The sequence below is a fragment of the Rhizobium sp. BT-226 genome (assembly GCF_025847085.2).
Lineage (GTDB): Bacteria > Pseudomonadota > Alphaproteobacteria > Rhizobiales > Rhizobiaceae > Rhizobium > Rhizobium sophorae.
Genome location: NZ_JAOYTI010000001.1, coordinates 812,123 through 833,465, shown reverse-complemented (window position 1 = coordinate 833,465; position 21,343 = coordinate 812,123). Strand labels below are relative to the sequence as shown.

General features: G+C 60.5%; 20 protein-coding genes. 6 read left to right on the top strand and 14 right to left on the bottom strand.

Features of this window, described 5'->3' with window-relative positions:
• Window positions 1-148: 148 nt before the first annotated feature.
• The 12 genes from OIU37_RS04265 to OIU37_RS04210 all read right to left on the bottom strand — a co-directional run bounded on the left by OIU37_RS04265 (window position 149) and on the right by OIU37_RS04210 (window position 13,592).
• Window positions 149-1,237, bottom strand: coding sequence for an ABC transporter ATP-binding protein (locus tag OIU37_RS04265; RefSeq protein ID WP_171602728.1), 1,089 nt, complete (start codon window positions 1,235-1,237; stop codon window positions 149-151).
• 115 nt (window positions 1,238-1,352) lie between these two features.
• On the bottom strand, window positions 1,353-2,807 hold the full coding sequence (locus OIU37_RS04260) for an ABC transporter substrate-binding protein (RefSeq protein WP_171602727.1): 1,455 nt from the start codon (window positions 2,805-2,807) through the stop codon (window positions 1,353-1,355).
• 44 nt (window positions 2,808-2,851) lie between these two features.
• Window positions 2,852-3,880, bottom strand: coding sequence for a carbohydrate ABC transporter permease (locus OIU37_RS04255; protein WP_171602726.1), 1,029 nt, complete (start codon window positions 3,878-3,880; stop codon window positions 2,852-2,854).
• The gene (locus tag OIU37_RS04250) at window positions 3,877-4,752 is read right to left on the bottom strand and encodes a carbohydrate ABC transporter permease (protein ID WP_171602725.1); all 876 of its coding nucleotides are present in this window, start codon (window positions 4,750-4,752) and stop codon (window positions 3,877-3,879) included. The genes OIU37_RS04255 and OIU37_RS04250 overlap by 4 nt, the downstream gene beginning before the upstream one ends.
• Complete coding sequence (rbsK, locus tag OIU37_RS04245) at window positions 4,749-5,681, bottom strand: ribokinase (protein ID WP_264257445.1); 933 nt, start codon at window positions 5,679-5,681, stop codon at window positions 4,749-4,751. Before rbsK ends, OIU37_RS04250 begins: the two co-directional genes overlap by 4 nt.
• Window positions 5,682-5,692: 11 nt before the next feature.
• Window positions 5,693-6,148, bottom strand: coding sequence for an RbsD/FucU family protein (locus OIU37_RS04240; RefSeq protein WP_264255910.1), 456 nt, complete (start codon window positions 6,146-6,148; stop codon window positions 5,693-5,695).
• Window positions 6,149-6,306: 158 nt separating this feature from the next.
• Complete coding sequence (locus tag OIU37_RS04235; RefSeq protein WP_182210073.1) at window positions 6,307-8,694, bottom strand: aldehyde dehydrogenase family protein; 2,388 nt, start codon at window positions 8,692-8,694, stop codon at window positions 6,307-6,309.
• Between the two features lie 5 nt (window positions 8,695-8,699).
• Window positions 8,700-9,713 carry a deoxyribose-phosphate aldolase gene (deoC, locus tag OIU37_RS04230; RefSeq protein WP_180694930.1) on the bottom strand — a complete coding sequence of 338 codons (1,014 nt, stop codon included), beginning with the start codon at window positions 9,711-9,713 and terminating at the stop codon, window positions 8,700-8,702.
• Between the two features lie 179 nt (window positions 9,714-9,892).
• Window positions 9,893-10,615 carry a DeoR family transcriptional regulator gene (locus tag OIU37_RS04225; RefSeq protein ID WP_171602720.1) on the bottom strand — a complete coding sequence of 241 codons (723 nt, stop codon included), beginning with the start codon at window positions 10,613-10,615 and terminating at the stop codon, window positions 9,893-9,895.
• A 90-nt stretch (window positions 10,616-10,705) separates the two neighbouring features.
• Window positions 10,706-10,978 (bottom strand): hypothetical protein, encoded by a 273-nt coding sequence (locus OIU37_RS04220; RefSeq protein WP_180694264.1) that lies wholly within the window; start codon window positions 10,976-10,978, stop codon window positions 10,706-10,708.
• Between the two features lie 25 nt (window positions 10,979-11,003).
• Window positions 11,004-11,762: an alpha/beta fold hydrolase gene (locus OIU37_RS04215; protein ID WP_180694931.1), complete on the bottom strand. Its 759-nt coding sequence runs from the start codon at window positions 11,760-11,762 to the stop codon at window positions 11,004-11,006.
• Between the two features lie 54 nt (window positions 11,763-11,816).
• Entirely contained in the window at window positions 11,817-13,592 is a 1,776-nt protein-coding gene (locus OIU37_RS04210) for a cytochrome c biogenesis protein DipZ (protein WP_182210072.1), read from the bottom strand.
• 358 nt (window positions 13,593-13,950) lie between these two features.
• On the opposite strand from OIU37_RS04210, the gene OIU37_RS04205 reads away from it, so the two are divergent.
• The 5 genes from OIU37_RS04205 (at window position 13,951) to maiA (ending at window position 18,700) form a co-directional block, all read left to right on the top strand.
• Entirely contained in the window at window positions 13,951-15,000 is a 1,050-nt protein-coding gene (locus OIU37_RS04205) for an alpha/beta fold hydrolase (RefSeq protein ID WP_180694933.1), read from the top strand.
• A gap of 121 nt (window positions 15,001-15,121) precedes the next feature.
• The gene (locus tag OIU37_RS04200; protein WP_180694934.1) at window positions 15,122-15,862 is read left to right on the top strand and encodes a response regulator; all 741 of its coding nucleotides are present in this window, start codon (window positions 15,122-15,124) and stop codon (window positions 15,860-15,862) included.
• Window positions 15,859-17,181: a HAMP domain-containing sensor histidine kinase gene (locus OIU37_RS04195; RefSeq protein WP_264255905.1), complete on the top strand. Its 1,323-nt coding sequence runs from the start codon at window positions 15,859-15,861 to the stop codon at window positions 17,179-17,181. The genes OIU37_RS04200 and OIU37_RS04195 overlap by 4 nt, the downstream gene beginning before the upstream one ends.
• Window positions 17,182-17,372: 191 nt before the next feature.
• Window positions 17,373-17,789, top strand: coding sequence for an organic hydroperoxide resistance protein (locus tag OIU37_RS04190; RefSeq protein WP_264255903.1), 417 nt, complete (start codon window positions 17,373-17,375; stop codon window positions 17,787-17,789).
• A 275-nt stretch (window positions 17,790-18,064) separates the two neighbouring features.
• Window positions 18,065-18,700: a maleylacetoacetate isomerase gene (maiA, locus tag OIU37_RS04185; protein WP_264255902.1), complete on the top strand. Its 636-nt coding sequence runs from the start codon at window positions 18,065-18,067 to the stop codon at window positions 18,698-18,700.
• 48 nt (window positions 18,701-18,748) lie between these two features.
• Here the strand turns inward: maiA and OIU37_RS04180 are convergent, their stop codons facing one another.
• Both OIU37_RS04180 and OIU37_RS04175 read right to left on the bottom strand, forming a co-directional pair.
• Entirely contained in the window at window positions 18,749-19,738 is a 990-nt protein-coding gene (locus OIU37_RS04180) for an aldo/keto reductase (protein WP_264255900.1), read from the bottom strand.
• A 14-nt stretch (window positions 19,739-19,752) separates the two neighbouring features.
• Window positions 19,753-20,148, bottom strand: a complete 396-nt coding sequence (locus OIU37_RS04175) for a cupin domain-containing protein (protein WP_182210069.1) — start codon at window positions 20,146-20,148, stop codon at window positions 19,753-19,755.
• A gap of 186 nt (window positions 20,149-20,334) precedes the next feature.
• Between OIU37_RS04175 and OIU37_RS04170 the strand changes: the two genes are divergently transcribed.
• Window positions 20,335-21,228: a LysR family transcriptional regulator gene (locus tag OIU37_RS04170; RefSeq protein WP_171602710.1), complete on the top strand. Its 894-nt coding sequence runs from the start codon at window positions 20,335-20,337 to the stop codon at window positions 21,226-21,228.
• The last annotated feature ends 115 nt before the right edge of the window (window positions 21,229-21,343 follow it).

The following is a 21,343-nucleotide window of genomic DNA, read 5'->3' as shown; positions in this document are numbered from 1 at the left end:
CGCCTAAGCGGCGCTGCCAACACCACGTATCAGTTCATCCGGCGCAGATCGCGATGTCCGAATGTCCTTTCGGACGCACAAAGGACGCTCGAACAGTTTCAATTCTCCCATCGGCCCGAAAATCAATTCTGATTTTCGGGCCGATGCGCTAGCCGACCGTGTCTCCGGTACTTTTAAGGAAAAAGTGCATTTTTTGGGCATCAATGGGAACGTTGATCCTGTCATCCGGGCCAACGCGCGAGGACGCGTCGATTTGGGCAGTAAAGGCCGCTGTCCCGACCTTGCCGATCGCCAGTGTGTATGGGCCGAGGGGCTCGATATCGGCGACATGCAGGCTTGCAGTCGAAGCGTTTGCATCCCTGACCATAGTATGTTCCGGTCGGATTCCGAGAACCACCGACTGTCCTACCGCCGCCGAAAGGCGCTCGGCTCTTTGCGTAGGAATCGCAATGTCGACGTCACCCTCGGCTTGGAAGGCAATTCCACCGGAGGTTTGCACAAGTCGCCCGTCGATGAAGTTCATGCTTGGCGAGCCGATGAAGGCAGCGACGAAGAGATTCTTCGGAGATTCATAAAGGGTGATCGGATCAGCGGCCTGCTCGATACGCCCTTGATTCATAACCACGACACGATCTGCCATCGTCATCGCCTCTACCTGATCGTGCGTAACATACACGATCGTGGTTTTGAGCCTGCGATGTAGGAGTTTGATTTCTGTTCGCATTTCAATGCGCAATTTGGCGTCGAGATTGGATAACGGTTCGTCGAACAGGAACACATCCGGCTGGCGAACGATCGCCCGGCCAATCGCCACGCGTTGGCGTTGGCCACCCGAAAGCGCGTTCGGCTTGCGTTTCAAATAGGCACCGAGATTGAGAATGCGCGCCGCATTTGCAACGGCGGCATCGATGTCCTGCTTCGGCGTTCCGCGCACCTTCATGCCGTAGCCGATGTTTTCGGCGACTGTCATATGCGGATAGAGCGCGTAATTCTGAAACACCATCGAGCAATTGCGCAAACCCGGGCGCAGCGTCGTAACGTCCCGCTCGCCGATACGGATTTCCCCGGACGTCGTCTGTTCCAGCCCCGCGATCATCCGCAGGGTGGTTGTCTTCCCGCAGCCGGACGGCCCGACGAGAACCACGAATTCCTTGTCGGCAATTGCCAAATCGAGCGGAGGGATGACCTCAACGCTACCAAAGGATTTGGTGACCTGATCCAAACGCACCTGGGACATGCTGTAACCTTTTCACGAGAATTCCATCGCCAGCCCTAAGCGACGATAGTCTCCATCTTCTGCAACGATGTCTGATCCCATCCCGGCATCGCCGGGATGGGTGTTGAGGATGGGTTTACTTCGCAGGCAGGCCCATCGACGAACGATAGGCTGCCAGTTGCTTGTCGCGGCCAAACTCGTCCGTCAGCTTGTTCCATCCGGCAGCCACGGTATCCAGCGCCTGCTGCGGCGTGACTTCTCCAGCCAATGCCTTGGAAAGCTCGATCTCGAGAATTTCCGTATAGGAGAAATAGCCCGGCAGGCGCATGTCGAGTGCGGTGTTCTTGGCGGTGACCGCATCCTTCTGGCTTCCAAGATATTCCTTTGCCTCACGCTCGGAGAATATCTTCGACCACAATTCCGTATTTGTCGTGTGCGAAAGACGGTAAGGATTGACGCCTGTGCCGCCGGTGATCGCCGCCTGACCGGAAACTGCCGGGCTCGTCAGGAACTGGATATAGTTCCAGGCCGCCTCCTGGTTCTTGGAGGACGACGGAACAGCCGCCTGCCAGCCGCCGAAGGCCATGAAGGAAGTCTGGACGACATCGGGCTGCTTGTCCCACTTCTTGGTCTTGTAGTTCCAGATCTCGTCCGAGCCCGGCAGCGATGCCGAACCGACATTGCCGGCGACCTTGGACTGCTTCGGGTCGGCGGCGATGACGCCGGTATCGCCCCAGCCGATCGATTCCGCGACCTGGCCACCGGCAAAGGCCGCGTTCACTTCGCCGAACGAGAAGTTCAGCGCATTTGGCGGCGCCAATTTCGAAGCGCGAATATATTCCTCCAGGCCGCGTACCCAGCCCGGATTGTTGACCTGCGCATCCATCGTATCCGGATCGAAGAACATGCCGCCGGGATTGTCGGGATGGCTTGTGTAGCCGGCAACATGGCTGAACAGGAACCAGAATTGCTGGCCACCACGGCGAAAGGCTTCCGCCGTGCCCCAGAGGCCCTTGTCCGGTTGCTGGAAGAACTCGGCGATATCGAGATATTCCTTCCAGGTTTTCGGCGGCGCGAGATCATGACCATACTTTGCCTTGAAGGCTTTCTGGTTGTCGGCGTTCTCGAAAAGGTCGATGCGGTAGGTATAGGTATGAGCGTCACCGTCCATGGTCTGTGACAGCACTTTGCCGTTCCAGACCATCAGTTGCTCGCGGTAAACCGGGGCGATGTCGTCCCAATCGGCACCCGATTGCATCGCCTTGGGCATTTCCGAGAGAAAATCAGTGAAGTCCGGCGCCCAGGCCGGTGCGAAGGCGACCACGTCGAACGTGTCTTCGCCCGAGGTCAGCGAGGTGACGATCTTGGGATAGAGTTCCGACCACGGAAATTCCACCACATTCACCTTGCCGCAGGTCTTTTCCTCCCAGCCCTTGGCCGCGAGTTGCAGCGCAGAAGCGATGTAAGGTCCCGTCTGCGTCGTGGCCGTGAGGGTGACACCGGTGTAGTCCGGTTCGCATGCGAGCGCGGATGTTGTGCCCGCCGCAGCAAGCAGTACTGCGGCCGTTGAACTCAGTAGTAATCTTCTCATGTTTTCCTCCCCGGAATTGAACAATGACTAGGCTTGTCGAACGGTCACTTTATTGCTCCCAAAAGCAGGCCGGACCGCATCAGCCTGCTCAAAATGCCCGCCATGACGACCATGGGTATGATCGCGACCAGGGCGGCTGCCGATATCGACCACCACTCGTCGCCGCGCTGGCTGTTTTGCCCTGCGACGAGAATGGGAAGCGTCTGCCATTTGGAACTGGTCAGGAAGAGTGCGAACAGGAACTCGTTCCAGACGAAGGCGAGGGTGATCATGAATGTCGCGATCAGGCCCGGCTTGGACATGGGCAGGACGATACCGAAGAAAATTCTCCACGACGGCACATTGTCGACCATCGCCGCCTCTTCGACTTCAACCGGCAGCGCCGCAAAGAAATCGCGCATCAGCCAGATCACGATCGGCAGCGAGAAGGCGACATAGGCGAAGGTGAGGCCTGTATAAGTGTCCACCAGCTTGAACCCCAACTTGCCCATTTCCGTATACATCAGGAACAAGGCAAAGGCGGCGACGATCGGCGGAAACATGCGCTGGCTCACAAACCAGAAGACGATATCGTCATTGCCGAGGACCGGCCCTGGAAGCTTGATACGGCTGGAGCCGATGGCGAGCGCAAGCGCTGCAACAAAGGCAAAGATCAGCGAAACAGCCTGCCCGTAACCCAGCACATGACGACCAAGCAGATATCCGCCGAAGGCAACAACGACGAAAATCACGCCGGACAGCAGCTTGACCTCGAAGGTGAAGCGCACCAGCGCATAGGCTGCCATCGATCCGATGAAGGTGGCCAGCACCGATGCGGAAAGCCCGACGATCGTGGAGGCGATGAAGGTGTTGTAGAACTGGCCGCGCGCGCCCGACAGAAGCTCGCTCCAGGCTGTCAGCGTCGGGTCGAAGTCGACAAATGGAATATAGGTCGGCCCGCCGACGACGCCAAGCGGCGACTTGAACGAGGTGATCGCGACCCAGTAAAGCGGAAAGAAGGTGAAGGCCAGCCAGAGCAGGCAGCCTGCGAGCGCCCACCAGCGGCCGGATCCTTTGAGGTCACGAACGCTCATTTGTGCTTCTCCAGATAGGGCTTCAGGATGGCGAGATAGACGAGCCCGATGACGGTGATGACGATCAGGAACAGGAAGGACAGGGCGGAGGTGTAGCCGAGGTTGAACTTCTTGAAGCCCTCCTGATACGCGAACAAAGTGAGCGTTTCGGTCGAAATGCCGGGCCCACCGCCTGTCATGACGAATACCGTGTCGATGATCTTGTAGCTCTCGATGAGGCGGATGAAGACCACAGCCACCGAAATCGGCAGCATCATCGGGAAAGTGATCCCCCAGAACTGCTGCCAGGGGCTGGCATTTTCAAGCGCGGCAGCCTCGTAGACGTCCTCCGGCAGGGTTTGCAACCCGGCAAGAAGCATAAGGATGACGAAGGGTGTCCACTGCCACACTTCGACGGAAATGATGGCGCCGATAGCCCATCTGGTCTGCGTCAGAAATGGCAGATTCGGAAAGCCGAAAGCGGTCATCAACTCATTGAGCGGGCCCATCGTGGGATTGAGGATCTGGCGGGCAATGAGTGCAACAGCAACGGGCGCCACCAGCATCGGCACCAGGAAGCTGACCCGAAACAAACCTTCGCCGGGCACGCGACGGTTGAGCGCCAGCGCCACGGAAAAACCGATGACATACTGCAGCGTCACCGCGACAAAAGCGATGATCGTCGTCGTCCAGGCGACATTCCAGAAGCGCGGATTCTGAAGCAGTTCCGTATAATTGCCGAAGCCGACGAAACGCGCGGGGATCGGCGGGACGAGCCGCAGGCTCATGAAGCTGGTGGTCAGCGAATAGATCAGCGGGAAGATCGAGATCACCAGCACGATCAGCAACGCCGGCCAGATGAAGACGTGTTTGATCGGATCGTTGCGGGTCATGCCGCGCTTCCTTTCTGGAGAAGCGCCTCGATTTCCTCGATCGTCGGCATTGCCGGCGCGGTACCGCGCCGCGTCACCGCAATACCGGCGGTCGCGCAGCCGAAACGCACGGCCTCGACCGGACTAGCGCCCCGCGAGAGCGCTGCCGAGAAGCCGCCGACAAATGCATCGCCGGCGCCGGTGGTATCGATGACCGCTCCCGACGAGACCGCCGGAACATGAACCGATTGGCCGGCCGTATGATACAGCACACCGCGACCACCCAGTGTGATCAGCGCGGCTTTCACGCCCTTGGCAAGGAAGGCGTCGCCAGCCCGTCTGGCGTCGTCGAGCGTGTCGAGCGGAAAACCGACGATGGCGGCCGCTTCGGTTTCGTTTGGCACGATATAGTCACAGAGCGGATAGATCGTGTCCGGAAACGGCTCGGCCGGCGCTGGATTGAAAACAGTGGTAACGCCGGCCGCATGGGCGATTTCGAGGGCGCGCTGCGCCGCTTCAGCCGGTTGTTCGAGCTGGGTCACGAAAACAGCCGATTGCTCGATGGTTTCGCGTGCCGCCTCAACATCACCAACGCCTATGGTGCCTGCGGCACCTGGATAGACGATAATCGCATTGTCGCCGTTACCGTCATTGACGTAGATGAAGGCAGCGCCGGTCGGCATATCGTCCATCTGTACGACCTTCGGCGTCACGCCTGCTTCCGCATAGGACTTCAGGGCCATGTCGCCGAATGTGTCGCGGCCGATCTTCGAGATGAAGGAGACTGTTCCGCCGGCGCGGGCAGCAGCGACAGCCTGGTTGGAGCCCTTGCCGCCTGGGCCTACCGCAAAACCGGTCCCGGTGATGGTTTCGCCAATGTTTGGCATGCGCTTAGCCAGATAAGCCGTGTCGGCGACGAAAATCCCGAGGATCGAAACACCCACCTTCATTTCGTTTCCCCTCATACGGTTTCCGGCGGAATCACGCCTTTGGTGAACAGGAAGCAGCCGTAGAAGCGGTTTTCGCCCGTGGTGATGACGCAATAGGCCTTTTTGGCTTCCTCATAGAAGGCGAAACGCTCGATGCCATACATCGGCGCCGGCTTGCCCTCGGCGCCGTCGATCACGGCCTGGACTTGCTGCTGCACTGGAGGGATCTCGTCCGGCGCGCCCATGATTTCCATTCGCCCGGCAGACGGCTGCAGCGGCGTATCCAGCGGCATTACCGAAAGAATAGCTTTGATGGCGCGGGCAGAGGACACATTGTCTATGCGCAACAGCTTGCCGAGCACCGTTTGCCGGGCAATCGCATCCGAAGGAAAATTAGTGTCGGAAACGACGAGCGTGTCGCCATGCCCCATGGACCGGAGTGCGTGCAGCACATCGGCATTCAGAGCCGGATCGATATTCTTCAGCATGAAGTCCTCCCTTAATTGCACCATTTCGCAGCACCTCCTGCCGCAAAACAGCGCCCGATAACCGCAGCGCCGTTACAGCTCTGCGATTCCCTCAAATTCCGTGGTTCTCGCCTGCCGGAGCGGTTCTCCTCCCGCCCGGATGACCAGAGTTGGATCCCTTATTCTCCGTAGGGGATCCAGATATTCTTCACATCCACAGCGCGGCGAAGGTATAGCGCGCCTTCGGCGGCGGATCTGTCCATCCAGTCCGTCGCCTTGCCATTGTCCACGAAGGTTCGCTTGAGATTGCCCGAAGACAGCTTCTCCACCGTCGTCGAAAGTTCCGCCGAGCCGAAGGCCCACAACGCATCAACGTCATTGTGCGCGGCAAGGATCTTTGCCAGTTCCATCGCCGACCCGGTGACGATATTGACGACACCAGCAGGCAGATCCGACGTTTCCAGAACGGAATAGAAATCCGTCGCCGAAAGCGGGAAAGGCTCACTCGGCACAGCGACGACACGATTGCCGGTGGCAATCAACGGCGCAACCAGACTGATAAAGCCGAGCAGCGGCGCTTCCGGCGGGCAAATGACGCCAACCACGCCGATGGCTTCCGGCATGGCCAGCGCAACGCCGCGAAGCGGCGGCTGGTGAATGCCGCCTTCATATTTGTCCGCCCAGGCTGCGTAGGTGAAGAGACGCGAAATCGCGGCGTCGACCTCGGCGTTTGCATTGGCTGCGGAAGCTCCGGTCATCGCTGTTATCCGCGAGGCGAACTCGTCGGCGCGGCCACTGAGGTTTTCGGCGATGTAATAGAGAATCTGGGCGCGGTTATGAGCGGTCGCATTCGACCAGCCGGAGGCGGCCTGCGCGGCAACCACTGCATTGCGGATGTCCTTGCGGTTGCCTTCGCCGACCTCCCCGATCGCCTTGCCCTTGGGTGAGGCGATGACCCGGGAATAATTGCCGTCCGGGCGTGCCTGCTTGCCGCCGATGAAGAGCTTTGCCGTCCGGTCGATGCTTGGCAGGGCAAAATCGCCGGCAACCGGCTTTACTTGCGAAAGTGCGGGCATTGCTGCGCGCGCCTTGCGACCGACCCAAGCCTTCGGCTTCAGATATTCGTAGCAACCTTCGCGTCCGCCTTCGCGGCCGAATCCGGATTCACGCTTGCCGCCAAAACCGACGGCGGCATCGAAAAGATTGGTGGCATTCACCCAGACCACGCCGGCTGCGAGCTTTGCCGCAACGTTCAGCGCCAAGCCGATCGTCTCGCTCCAGACGCTCGCGGCGAGGCCGTAGCGGGTGTGATTGGCAAGCTGGATAGCCTCTTCCGGTGTGCGAAAAGTCATGGAGACCGCAACCGGCCCGAAGATTTCCTCGGTCGCGACGATCGATGTCGGCTGCACGCCGCTCAGAAGCGTCGGCGGGTAGAAGCTGCCGCCTTTCGGCAGGTCGATCTTAGCCTGATGCAGCGTCGCGCCTTCTGAAACTCCCTTTTTCACCAGGGTTTCGATACGCGTCAATTGCACGGGTGCGATGATCGCACCCATATCGATGCACTTGTCCAAAGGCTGACCGACCCGCAATGTCTGCATGCGGCGCTTCAGCCGCTCGTGGAAAAGATCGGCAACGCCTTCCTGGATCAGAAGCCGCGAACCGGCGCAGCAGACCTGTCCCTGATTGAACCAGATCGCGTCGACCACGCCTTCCACGGCGCCGTCGATATCGGCGTCGTCAAAAACGACGAAAGGTGACTTGCCGCCGAGTTCGAGCGTCAATGATTTGCCGCTGCCTGCGGTACGCTCGCGAATAATGCGCCCGACTTCGGTCGATCCGGTAAAAGCGATTTTGTCGATATCCTCATGCCCGACGAGCAGCGCGCCTGTTTCGCCTTCTCCCGTCACGATATTGAGCACGCCCGGCGGAAGGCCCGCCGCAGATGCCAGTTCGGCAAAGAGAAGCGCCGTCAGCGACGTGAATTCGGCAGGCTTCAGGATGACGGCGTTGCCGAGCGCCAAAGCCGGCGCCACTTTCCAGGCCAGCATCAGGAATGGGAAATTCCACGGGATGATCTGGCCGACGACGCCCACCGGCACATGATCGGCAAATTCCGTGTCCTGGATCTGCGCCCATCCGGCGTGATGATAGAAATGACGGGCGGCCAGCGGCACGTCGAGATCGCGGGTTTCCCGGATCGGCTTGCCGTTGTCGATTGCCTCGACCACGGCAATCAGACGCGCATGGCGCTGGATCATCCGGGCAAGCGCATAGAGATGGCGCGCCCGCGCGTGGCCTGGCAATCGCGCCCATGACGCCTGTGCCTTGCGGGCCGCAGCAACCGCATTGTCCACATCCGCCGCGCCGCCGCTGGCGAGCTTCGCCAGGACCTTGCCGGTGGCTGGCTCGAACGTGTCGAAGCTCTTGCCCGACACGGAGGGCACGAACGCGCCATCGATGAAGTGACCGAAACCGGAAGCGTGGCGCGCCAGCCAGTCGCGAGCTTCGATATCGGATTCAGGGGCGGGGCCGTAGGACATTTCGTCGAAATACTTTGCAACGGTCATCTGGATCATCCAATCGGGTGTCTGTTGAGGGCCGAATAGGCACCGGTGACGTGATGCTCCAGCTGCCGCTCGATATCCGCAAGCAAGCTCGATGCGCCGATGCGGAAGAGATCGGGCTCCAGCCACTCGCGCCCCAGTTCGTCCTTCATCAGAAACTGGTAGTTCAACACGTCCTTCGCCGCGGAAATGCCACCGGCCGGCTTGTAGCCGATCTTGATGCCGGTGCGCTCATAATAGGCGCGGATCGCCCGCAGCATGGTCAATGTCACGGCCAGCGTCGCATTGACGCCTTCCTTGCCGGTCGAGGTCTTGATGAAATCGGCTCCCGCCATCATGCAGACCAGCGAGGCTTTGGCGACATTGCGGAGCGTCTTCAGGTCGCCGGTCGCCAGAATGGCCTTGACATGCGCATCACCGCAGGCGGCGCGATATTCTTTCATTTCCTCGTAGAGCGCCGTCCAGTTGCCGGTCAGCACATGCTCGCGGGTGATGACGATGTCGATTTCGCTCGCGCCATCGGCAACCGATGCCTCGATTTCCTTGACCTTGAGGTGGTGTGGGCTGAGGCCGGCGGGGAAACCGGTCGAAACCGCGGCGACCGGAATGCCGGAATCCCCGAGTGCCTCGACGGCCGTTGCAACAAAACGATGGTAGACGCAGATGGCGCCGGTGGTGATCGAACGGCCGCTCATGCCAAGCGAATCCAGAATGTCGGCGCGTACCGGGTTCATCGCCTTCGCGCATAACCGCTTGACGCGCTCGGGAGTATCGTCGCCGTTCAACGTCGTCAGATCGATGCAGGTCACCGCCTTCAGGAGCCAAGCCGCCTGTGCGTCTTTTTTGACGGTCCGGCGTCCGGGAAGCGAGGCTACGCGGCGCTCGGTGGCAGACAGGTTGACCCGGGTGTCAAGCACCCACGACAGATCGAGTTCCATACCGGCATTGCGCGGCCGGTTATGGGTGCGCTCCGGCGATTGCGAGGGGGCGTTTGCCGCATTGTGAACAGCAACGGTTTCCAAATAGAATCCTCCCGGGCAGAGCATGAAGATCCTGTTGCTGTTAGTGCAAAAGCACGCAGCGGAAGACGGTCTTCACAACCAACTCAAATGTGATTTTTTTTTCATTATTTGTGAGACTTGCACCAGCTTGCCGTCGCGTCAAGTTAGATTTCGACAGACGCGGAAAAAATACCGATTTCTCAGTCGAAATCGTTCATGCCGTTTTCGGTGATGACCACATCGAACGACTTCATGTCGCTGAAAAAGGCCGGCTTGAGCTTGCCGATTTTGCTACTATCGGCGAGAAGAATATTCTTTCGTGCCCGGGACATCGCCTTTTTCTTGATCTCCGCTTCGTGAAAATGCGCGCAGGTCGCGCCACGCCGGGCATCGACACCCGCTGCAGAAAGAAATGCCACGTTGATCACAAGCTGATCGAGCATTTCCAGCCCCGAGGCACCGGAAAAGCTGGCCGATGCTGGGTGGTAAAGACCACCGAGCATAACAAGGCGAACGTTGGGTTTTCGGGTCAGACGATCGGCGACATTCATGGCGTAACAGATCGCCGTTATGTGAATCCGGTCTGGGAGAAGATCGACCAGATAGGGCAAGGTGGTGCCGCAATCGAAAAACACCGTATCATCATGGTGAATGTAATCAATGGCTTGCTGGCAAACTAGCCGTTTTGCAGCGGCATGACTGTCGGCTGCCTTGGAAATTTCATAGGGATCGTTTTCCGTTTCGACAGCCGGGACGATATGGCCGCCGAGGAAGGCGAACTGGCCTGCATTGGCGCTGACATCACGTCGCACCGTCATCTCTGAGACGCCCAGGATCTCGGCAGCATTCTTGATGTGCAGAATGCGATGTTGTGAAAGGGCCTCGGATAAGACTGCGATGCGCCGGCCCCTGCGACTATCCATACCGCATGTCTCCCTTATCGTTTACTCTGGAATAGTGTTTTGATGAAAATTTAACAAGGAACTGCCATTCCCATCTCGGTTGTCCTCGACCTACGATTCGGCATTTGCGCTGAGATACAGCTTCTGCACCAGCCGGTTGCGCGCAACATGGCATATCATCTCAATTATTTTATAGGGAAACCCGGCAATTTGAAATGAGAATTTGTGACTTATCTTCCATTTTTTGATGGAATAGTCACAAAATTGCATGGATGGTGGCCCGACTTCGGCTGCGGGGAGGCGGGTGACGACGAGATCGACATTCTTGGCCGGCCGCGACTTCTCACGCCTCTGGCCGGGCGGGCGTCCGACCAGAGGCTTCATGCTTAGGAACATTCCTGGCTGCGCGCTACTCGCCAGCTTTCCTTGCTGCCGTTTCGATCGCATCGGCAACCTTTTCCGGTTGGGAGGCGAAGACGGCGTGGCTGGCCTTTATCTCGGTCACTTCGCTGCCGGCGCGTTTTGCCATGTCACGCTCCAGATCGGGGTTGATAGAGCGATCCTCGGTGGCGACGATCGACCAGCTTTTCTTCGTCCGCCATGCCGGCTGAGTGATCTTGGTGGAGAATGCCTGCTTCGAGGCGAAGACCTGTGACTTTGCCATGAAATCGGCTTCGGCTTGCGGAAGGTCGGCTGCGAAAGCCGCGGCGAAGGCGCCCGGATCGAGATAGAGGTATTTGCCGTCCTTCGTTTCCTTTATATCCATGCTGCCTGCGGGTTTCGAGCTGGCGAGGCTCAGCAGACTTTCTCCCTTGTCGGGCTGGAATGCCGCGACATAGACCAGGCCCGCGACCGCGGGATCGTTGCCGGCTTCGGTGATGACCATGCCGCCGTAGCTGTGGCCGACGAGCAGGACCGGTCCGTCCTGAAGGTCGAGAACCCGCTTGGTCGCCGCCACATCGTCGTCGAGAGAGGTAATGGGCTGCTGGACGATGGTGACGTTGAAGCCGCGATTCTCGAGAATCTCCGTCGCCTTGCGCCATCCCGAGCCGTCGGCCAGCGCGCCGTGGACGATCACGATGTTCTTGACCGCGGCAGCCTCTGCTGCGAACGCGATGGCGGTGGTGGCAAATGCAAGCGCTGCCGTGAAAAGAAGACGTTTGTTCATGACTATCACTCCTTTGGTCATTGTTGATGATCGGGATATTGATGCGTTTCAGGTTCAGCCGAATGTGAAGGCGTAGGCCTGCACCCCGGGGTCGAGGAAGCGGATTTCGAAATTGCGGGCGACGACCGGGCCGGACTGGCGGACAAGCTGGTAAAGCCTCGTCGCGGTCACCGTGCCGTTGCCGTCGGCATCGATGTCTGCACCGTGGTCAGGCCCCGGCATCTTGCCGTCGATCTTCACCTGGAAGCGGATCGGTTTGCCGCCGGCACCAGGCCCGAGAACGAGATGCAGATCGCGGGCGCTGAAGCGATAAGTGATGCCGCCGCCCGGCTGATCAAGCGTCGCCTGATCCCGGCCGACGACCCAGCTTCCGGACAGGCCCCAGCCGTTGAGACCGGGTTCGCCGACCGTATAGTTTTGTGCCATGTCAGCCTGCAGCCCTTCCGGAGAGGCGAAATTCGCCGCCTGTTCGTAGCCGAGATAGGTCTCGCCGGAGCGGATATTGCGGAGATCCGGGCCTGCTTCCACGCCCTTGGCATCCGGCGCGACTGGCGCGCTTGCCGTTGTTTGGCTGCCGGCCTCGCGCAACAGGTCCTGAATGGCCTTTTCGGTCCTGCCGTAATTGCCTTCACCGAAATGATGGTAGCGGATCTGGCCCTTGGCATCGATCAGATAGGCGGCCGGCCAGTAGCTGTTTTCGAAAGCGCGCCAGATTTTGTAATCATTGTCGATCGCAACGGGATAGCCGATCTTGAAATCGTCGATTGCGCTTTTGACGTTGTCGATCTTCTTCTCGAAGGCAAATTCCGGGGCGTGGACGCCGATCACCACGAGGCCTTGATCGGCGTATTTTTCCGCCCAGGCCCTGACATAAGGGATGGTGCGAATGCAGTTGATGCAGGAATAGGTCCAGAAGTCGACGAGGACCACTTTACCCTGCAACTGCTCTGATGTCAGCGGCTTGGAGTTCAGCCATTCGACCGCACCGCCAAGCGACGGCGCATGGCCTTCGATGGGCAGATCGCTGCGGAAAGGCTGCTTTGCATCGGCGGCCGCAATCATCACGTCGTTGCTCGCTACCTCTGAGGATGCGCCGCCCAAGGGCTTCGCATGCAGCCTGTCAAGAACGGCCTGTTCCAGGGACGCGGTGCTGGCATAGGAAATCCGCGCCAGCAGGGTGGTATCCAGTCCAAGGGCGATGACGGCGACACCCGCCAACACGGCTGCGCCGAGCACCTGGCGAATCCGGTCACCAAGGCCGAGGGAACGCTTCATGGCGGCGAAGAGCTTGCCACCGACCAGCAGGGCGACGGCAAGCGAACTTGCAGCACCAGCAGCATAAGCGATCAGCAGGAAGGTCGTTTGCAGATTGGCGCCCTGTAATGCGGCGCCGGTCAGCACCAGGCCGAGGATCGGACCGGCGCAGGGCGCCCAGAGCAGTCCGGTGGCGACGCCGAGAAGAAGCGCATTCTTCACGGTCGTGGTGCCGCGCCCGCCGCCGCTGGCGTTCATAAGATTGTTGCCAAGGTCGACGACCGGCCGGGCAAGCGTGCTTGCAAAGCGCGGCGAAAGCAGGCTCACGCCGAAGAGCGCAAGCAGGACGATGGCGGCAAGGCGGCCATATTCATTGGCGCGAATGGCCCAGCTGCCGCCGACTGCGGCAAGCGTGGCGACCAGCGCGAAGGTGGCAGCCATGCCCGCCAGCATGGGCAGCGTGCTCCTGACGAAGGGCTGTCCGGCACGGGCGAAGACGAAGGGGAGGATGGGGAGGATGCAGGGGCTGAGGATGGTCAGCGCGCCTCCGAGATAGGCAATGATCAGAAGTGTCATCATCGTTTCCTTTGAACCGATTGATCGGGCTCTGGACGGCGATGGGGCCTGAACCAGCAACGGCGGGGATATGGCCGTGCGGACGTATCCCCGATGTGTCCGGTTTCGCGGGGAAATGTACCGAACTATTGCGGTCGGGGGCGGGCGATACAAAGCGATACAAACTGCCGTCCCGGCGGTGGGCCGCGGCGAAATGGCTGCTGGCGGTGCGATGCTTTACTCCGTCGGCGCGATTGTATCAGAATGTATCCCGGCGGCCGGAAACTACATCCGCATTCAAAACCGACGGCTTGTGACATATGGGGGATACAAGCCCAACGTCATATCAGCACCGTGATCCATTCGACAGGAGAGACCGATGTCCGAGCAAATCAACCATCACCGCCGCCGTTTCTTCGGCATGACGGCAATCGCCCTTGCGGCGGTCGAATTCGGCGTGGCCGGCACCGCCGCCGCCCAGTCGTCTGCGACGGCCGCTTCGGTGCCAGCTATAAAGCCCGGAACCAACACGTCCTTCGAAGCGCTGAAGCAGGTCAAGGCAGGCGTGCTCGACATCGGTTATGCCGAGGCGGGAAAGGCGGATGCCCCTGTCGTATTGCTGCTGCATGGCTGGCCCTATGACATCTATAGTTTCGTCGATGTCGCACCGCTGCTTGCCTCGGCGGGCTACAGGGTGATTGTGCCTTATCTGCGCGGTTACGGGACGACCCGCTTCCTGGACGAGCAGACGCCGCGCAACGGCCAGCCGTCAGCGCTCGCCGCCGATATGATCGCGCTGCTCGATGCGCTCGATATCGAGAAAGCTGTCATTGCGGGCTATGACTGGGGCGGGCGGACCGCCAACATCATGGCGGCGCTCTGGCCCGAGCGCTGCAAGGCGATGGTATCGGTGAGCGGCTACCTGATCGGCAGCCAGGAGGCCAACAAGAAGCCGCTTCCGCCGAAAGCCGAACTCGCCTGGTGGTACCAGTTCTATTTCGCCACCGAACGCGGTCGTCAGGGATACGAGAGCAACACGCATGATTTCGCAAAGCTCATCTGGCAGACGGCATCGCCGAAGTGGAACTTCGACGATGCGACATTCGACAGGTCGGCCGCTGCCTTCGACAATCCCGATCACGTCGCCATCGTCATTCACAATTATCGCTGGCGCCTGGGGCTTGTCGAAGGCGAGGCAAAGTACGATGCCTACGAGACGACTCTCGCCGCAACGCCTGTCATTTCGGTGCCGACCATCACCATGGAAGGCGATGCAAACGGTGCGCCGCATCCGCAGCCTTCCGCCTACGCCGGAAAATTCTCCGGCAAATACGAGCATCGCACCATCGGCGGCGGCATCGGCCACAATTTGCCTCAGGAGGCGCCTCAGGCCTTCGCGCAGGCTGTCATAGACGTCGATCGCTTTTAAGCCGACGGTATCGGGCTGCAGGGCCTCGTTGCTCCGGCCGGCGGAATATGTGTAGGTCGTGTCAACCGCCTCGTATGGGGTGGAGGGCGCGGCCGCTTCTATCGGTAAGGAACCGGGAAATATGGATCATGTCGATCACATCCTGATCGTCGATGACGATCGCGAAATCCGCGAGCTGGTCTCGGGCTATCTGCAGAAGAACGGTTTGAGGACAAGCGTGGCTGCGGACGGGCGCCAGATGCGCAGCTTTATCGAGGCCAATGCGGTCGACCTGATCGTGCTCGATGTGATGATGCCCGGTGACGATGGGCTGGTGCTGTGCCGCGAACTGCGCGCCGGACGGCACAAGGCGATCCCGATCCTGATGCTGACGGCCCGCACCGACGAGATGGACAGGATCCTCGGGCTGGAGATGGGCGCCGACGACTATCTTCCCAAGCCCTTTGCCGCGCGTGAGCTTCTCGCCCGCATCAAGGCGGTGCTGCGGCGGACGCGGATGCTGCCGCCCAACCTGCAGATCAGCGAGGCCGGACAGTTGCTGACTTTCGGTGACTGGCGGCTCGATACTGTCGCCCGGCACCTTCTCGACAGGGAAGGGACCGCGATTGCGCTGAGCGGGGCCGAATACCGTCTGCTCCGTGTCTTCATCGATCACCCGCAACGTGTGCTCAATCGCGACCAGCTTCTGAGCCTGACACAGGGCCGCGACGCTGATCTCTTCGATCGCTCGATTGATCTCTTGGTCAGCCGCCTGCGTCAGCGGCTGGGTGACGATGCGCGCGAACCGACCTATATCAAGACGGTACGCAGCGAAGGCTATGTGTTTTCGGTTCCCGTCGAAATATCGGAGCCGCGCCAATGAAGGCGGCAATCCCCTTGCCTTCGGGCCTGACGTGGCCGAGCACGTTGCGGTCGCGGATCTTCCTGATCCTGCTGATCGGACTGGCCTTGGCCTACGGGCTGTCTTTCAGTGTGCTCTATATGGAGCGGTACATGTCGGCCAAGGCGGTGATGCTCGGCACGCTGGAAAACGATGTGGCAACATCGATTGCCGTTCTCGATCGGCTTCCTCCAGGTGAGCGCGGCGACCTGCTCGATCGGCTGAGCCGCGGCAATTACCGTTTCGTGCTCGGACCCGGCCTTCCCGGCGTGCCTGACACGTCAAGCAAAGGGGCGGAAATCTCAGGAAAGATCGAGCAGGCTATCGGGCACCGCTTTCCAATCCGGATCGAACGGATTCCAGGCGATGTGAACCGGCTGCAGGCGCATCTGACGCTGACCGACGGAAGCCCCTTGACGATTGACGTCACGCCGAAGGGCGTCATGCCGATTGCCGCATGGCTGCCTTATGTCTTTATCGTCCAGATGGCTCTGCTGATCCTCTGCACCTGGTTTGCGGTTCGCCAGGCGATCCGGCCGCTCGGCGAGCTTGCCGCCGCCGCCGATGCTCTCGACCCGAACAAGGACGGTCCGGCCCTGAGCGAGGCGGGGCCGAGCGAGGTCGCGCATGCGGCAAGGGCGTTCAACGCGATGCGGGAGAGGATTGCCCTTTACCTCGAAGAGCGCGTCCAGATCCTGGCGGCAATCTCGCATGACCTGCAGACGCCGATCACCCGCATGCGGCTGCGCGCCGACATGGCGGAGGAGTCGCCGGAGAAAGACAAGCTGGTGCATGATCTCGGCGAGATCCAGCGTCTCGTCCAGGATGGCATTGCCTATGCTCGCAGCGCGCATGGCAACGGCGAGAAGAGCGCCCGGATCGATCTCGCCTCGTTCATCGACAGCATAGCCTATGACTACCAGGATACCGGAAAGGCCGTCACCGTCGTCGGGCTGGTTCACGGCGCTGCCTTCACCAAGCCGCATGCGCTTCGCCGAATCCTGTCGAACTTCATCGACAATGCCCTGAAGTTCGCTGGTGCTGCCGAGATCAGCGTCGAGCGCAGCGCCGAGAACGATATCGTCATCACAGTCATGGATCGCGGGCCGGGAATTCCGGACGATATGCTGGAAGCCGCCATGCAGCCATTCTTCCGGTTGGAACAATCCCGCAACCGGGAAACCGGCGGCACCGGTCTCGGTCTTGCGATCGCCCAGCAACTGACGGCCAAGATCGGCGGGGCGCTCCGGCTCTATAATCGCACCGGCGGCGGACTGGCAGCAGAAGTCACCATCCGTTGACATCGGCAGTCGTCGCAAAATTTCGAGATGTTTGTATATAAAGATGTCCCCGATATCGGATGCTACGTTTCGTGACATTTCGGGCGATTTCGGAAACATGGCGGATATATCCGTCGGTCAAACCACACTCCGTCAACCCGGCCGCGCAACGCGGCCAGTCGCCTGGAGCGACGCAACACAAGGAGTGTTCCATGACAAAGATCGATAAGGTTCTCTATACCGGCAAGACCCATACGACGGGCGGGCGCGATGGCGCTTCGCACAGCGACGATGGCCAGTTGGAGATCAAGCTTTCGCCTCCGGGCAGCAACCGCGCCGGCACCAATCCCGAACAGCTTTTCGCCGCCGGCTGGTCTGCCTGCTTCATCGGCGCGATCGGCTTTGCCGCGGCCAATCAAAAGGTCAGGCTCCCCGCCGACCTTGCCGTCGACACCGAGGTCGATTTGGGGACGGCCGATGGCGGCTATTTCCTGCAGGCCCGTCTCAAGGTCAGCCTGCCGGGGATCGAAGCGGATGTGGCAAGAGCACTCATTGAAGACGCTCACCAGACCTGCCCCTACTCGAAGGCTACACGCGGCAATATCCATGTCGAATTGAGCGTTGCCTGACGAATACATTGCCCGCCGAAGGCCATTGGCTGCGGCGGGCAATGGACAGGAGCTGAAAGCAAACAGGACGAGGCCGACCGGGCCTCGCCGATGGAGGATCTGGTGAGATTGATGATCATCTGCATTCTGGGAGCGGCGGTCTTCGCCGCGCCCTGCATCTACGACGTAAGCTCGCAGGAGCCTTCGCCGCTAGCGGGCCTCGTGACGGCAGCATCGTTTTCCGGGGAGCAAGCGGCCGTTCCAGCCCCTCTTTTAAGTCACCAGGGAGAAGACCCGTGAAGCTCTATCAGAATGAAATTTCCTCGGCGACATCGCGAGTCCGCATCGCGCTCGCCCTGAAGGGATTGGCGGCGGAAACACTGCCGGTGACCATCCTCGGCGAAGATGCCGAAAGCCGGCAGGCCGGATATCGCAGCGTCAATCCGCAAGGGCTGGTGCCGGCCTTGCTGACGGACAGCGGCGTCCTCATCACCCAGTCACTGGCGATCGTCGAATATCTCGACGAGCTTCACCCCGAACCGCCGCTGCTGCCCGACACGACGGAGGGCAGGGCGCTGGCGCGGTCGATCGCGCTTGCAATCGCAGCCGAGATCCATGCGCTGCTGCCGCCGCGGATCGGCCTCCACCTCAAAACGGCCTTCCAGGCGGATGCCGATGCCATTGCCGCCTGGAGCCGTCACTGGGTCGGCGAGGGAATGGCCGCTGTGGAGACGACGATCGCCGGCCGCAGGCAAGGCGCCTTCGCCATCGGCGACCGGCCGGGTATTGCCGATATCTTTCTCTTCCCGCAGGCGATCAGCGCCCGGCGCATGGGCTTCGATCTCGCCCTGTGGCCTAATATCGCGGAGATTGTCGGCAGGCTCGAGGCGATCCCGGCTTTCCAGGAGAATGCGCCGGCGCCGAGACGATGATGCGATCAATGAAGAAGCGACCGCAAACGATGGCGGCCGTTTCTTTTCTCAGCGGTTGACCCTTGCCTGCAGATGCGCGGGATATCGATCGCCTTCCACCTTGATGGTGGCGAGCGCGCTTTCGATATTGCCGAGATCCTCGGCCGTCAATTCGACCTCGGCGGCCCGGATGTTCTCCTCCAGGCGATGCAGCTTGGTGGTGCCGGGGATCGGCACGATCCAAGGTTTTTGCGCCAGCAGCCATACGAGAGCCACCTGTGCGGAGGTGGCCTTCTTGCGGGCGGCGATTTCGGCGAGGAGATCGACGAGCGCCTGATTGGCCTTTCGCGCTTCCTGAGAAAAGCGCGGCACGATGTTGCGGAAGTCCTTGCTGTCGAAGGTCGTCGTTTCGCTGATCGCGCCGGTGAGGAAGCCCTTGCCGAGCGGGCTGAAGGGCACGAAACCGATGCCGAGCTCTTCTAGCATCGGCAGGATTTCCTGCTCGGGTTCGCGCCACCATAGCGAATATTCACTCTGCAACGCCGCCACCGGCTGGACGGCATGGGCGCGGCGGGTCGTCTGGGCGCCGGCTTCCGAGAGACCGAAATGCCTGACCTTGCCCTCGGCGATCAACGCCTTGACCGTGCCGGCGACATCCTCGATCGGAACATCGGGGTCGACGCGATGCTGGTAGAAGAGATCGATGACATCGGTCTTCAAACGCTTCAGCGCCTGGTCGGCGACTGCGCGGATCTGCTCCGGCCGGCTGTTCATGCCGCTCTGGCCGCCATTGGCATCGAAGTTGAAGCCGAATTTCGTGGCGATCACCACCTCGTCGCGGAAGGGTGCCAGCGCCTCTCCCAGAAGCTCTTCATTCTTATAGGGACCATAGGCCTCGGCCGTGTCGAAGAAGGTCACGCCACGTTCGAACGCGCGGCGGATCAGTGCGGTCGCTTCCTGAATATCTGTCGCCGGGCCATAGCCGTAACTCAGCCCCATGCAGCCGAGACCGATAGCCGAGACATGAAGTCCGCTCTTTCCAAGTTCACGTTTCTGCATAGAAGTTTCCTTTTCTAGCCTTGGTATTGCGTGTCGGTGACATGCTCCATCCAGTCGACGACCTTGCCGTCGAGCTGTTCCTGGATGGCGATATGGGTCATCGCCGTCGTCGGCGATGCGCCGTGCCAATGGCGTTCAGCCGGTGCGAAGCAGACGACGTCGCCAGCCCGGATCTCCTCGACGGGGCCGCCTTCGCGCTGCACGCGACCGCAGCCCGACGTGACGATCAGCGTCTGGCCGAGAGGATGGGTATGCCAGGCGGTGCGGGCGCCAGGCTCGAAGGTGACGCTGGCGCCAGCCGCGCGTGCGGGGCTGGCCACGGCAAATAGTGGGTCGACACGCACGCTGCCGGTGAACCAGTCGGCCGGTCCCTTGGCCGAAGGCTGCGAACCGCTTCGCTTGATCTCCATCTCGTCTTCCTTCCGATGTCGGGGTGGGGCCAGGTAAACAAGTCCGCCTGTGCAGGACAGGTCTGGCCGGGGCAGATAGGTCTGCCTGGGCAGATGCGTCTGCCCGGGATGACAGGATATTTACCGCGTGCGCTTGGTTGTGATTAGATAGTATAAACGGCAAGAACCCATGAGAAAGTTTCATAAATGCCGCGCCCCGCCGTCAACGGCCTCATCGCCTTCATCGCCGTCGCGCGCGCTCAAAGCTTCACCAAGGCGGCGGGCAAGCTCGGTGTGTCTCAGTCGGCGCTCAGCCACACCATCCGAGGGCTTGAGGAACGGCTTGGACTGCGATTGCTGACACGCACGACCCGTAGCGTTTCGCCGACGGAAGCCGGCGAACGCCTGCTCGTCTCCATCGGACCGCGCTTAGACGAGATCGAGAGCGAGCTGGCTGCCTTGAGCGCGTTCCGGGAGAAGCCGGCAGGCACCATTCGCATCAATGCCGGCGAGCATGCGGCCGATGCCGTCCTCTGGCCCGCCCTGGAAAAGCTGCTGCCTGATTATCCCGATATCAATGTCGAGATCATCGTCGACTACGGCCTGACCGACATCGTCGCGGAGCGTTACGATGCGGGAGTGCGGCTTGGAGAACAGGTGGCGAAGGACATGATTGCGGTGCGCATCGGCCCCGACATGCGCATGGCCGTTGTCGGCGCTCCCGCCTATTTCGACACCAGGCCGAAGCCGCTGACGCCGCAGGACCTTACGGATCACAATTGCATCAATCTGCGCCTCCCGACCTATGGCAGCGTTTATGCGTGGGAGTTCGAGAAGGATGGGCGCGAGCTCAGGGTTCGCGTCGAAGGACAGTTGGTCTTCAACAATATAGCGCTCCGGCTGAATGCCGTGCTGGCCGGTCTGGGCCTCGCCTATATGCCGGAGAACTTGGTCGAGACGCATCTTGCCGATGGGCGGCTGGTGCGGGTCCTCGAGGATTGGTGCCTGCCGTTTTCCGGCTACCATCTCTACTATCCGAGCCGCAGGCATACGTCGCCGGCATTCGCCCTCGTCGTCGATGCACTTCGCTATCGGGGATAGGTCTCGCCGTTTCGAGCTGTCCGGACAGGGCATAGATCCGAGCTACCTGACGTCCAATCGATTGGCTCTTGCCGAAGGTGAAATCATGCGCGCTTGACTATTTGACATTCCATCG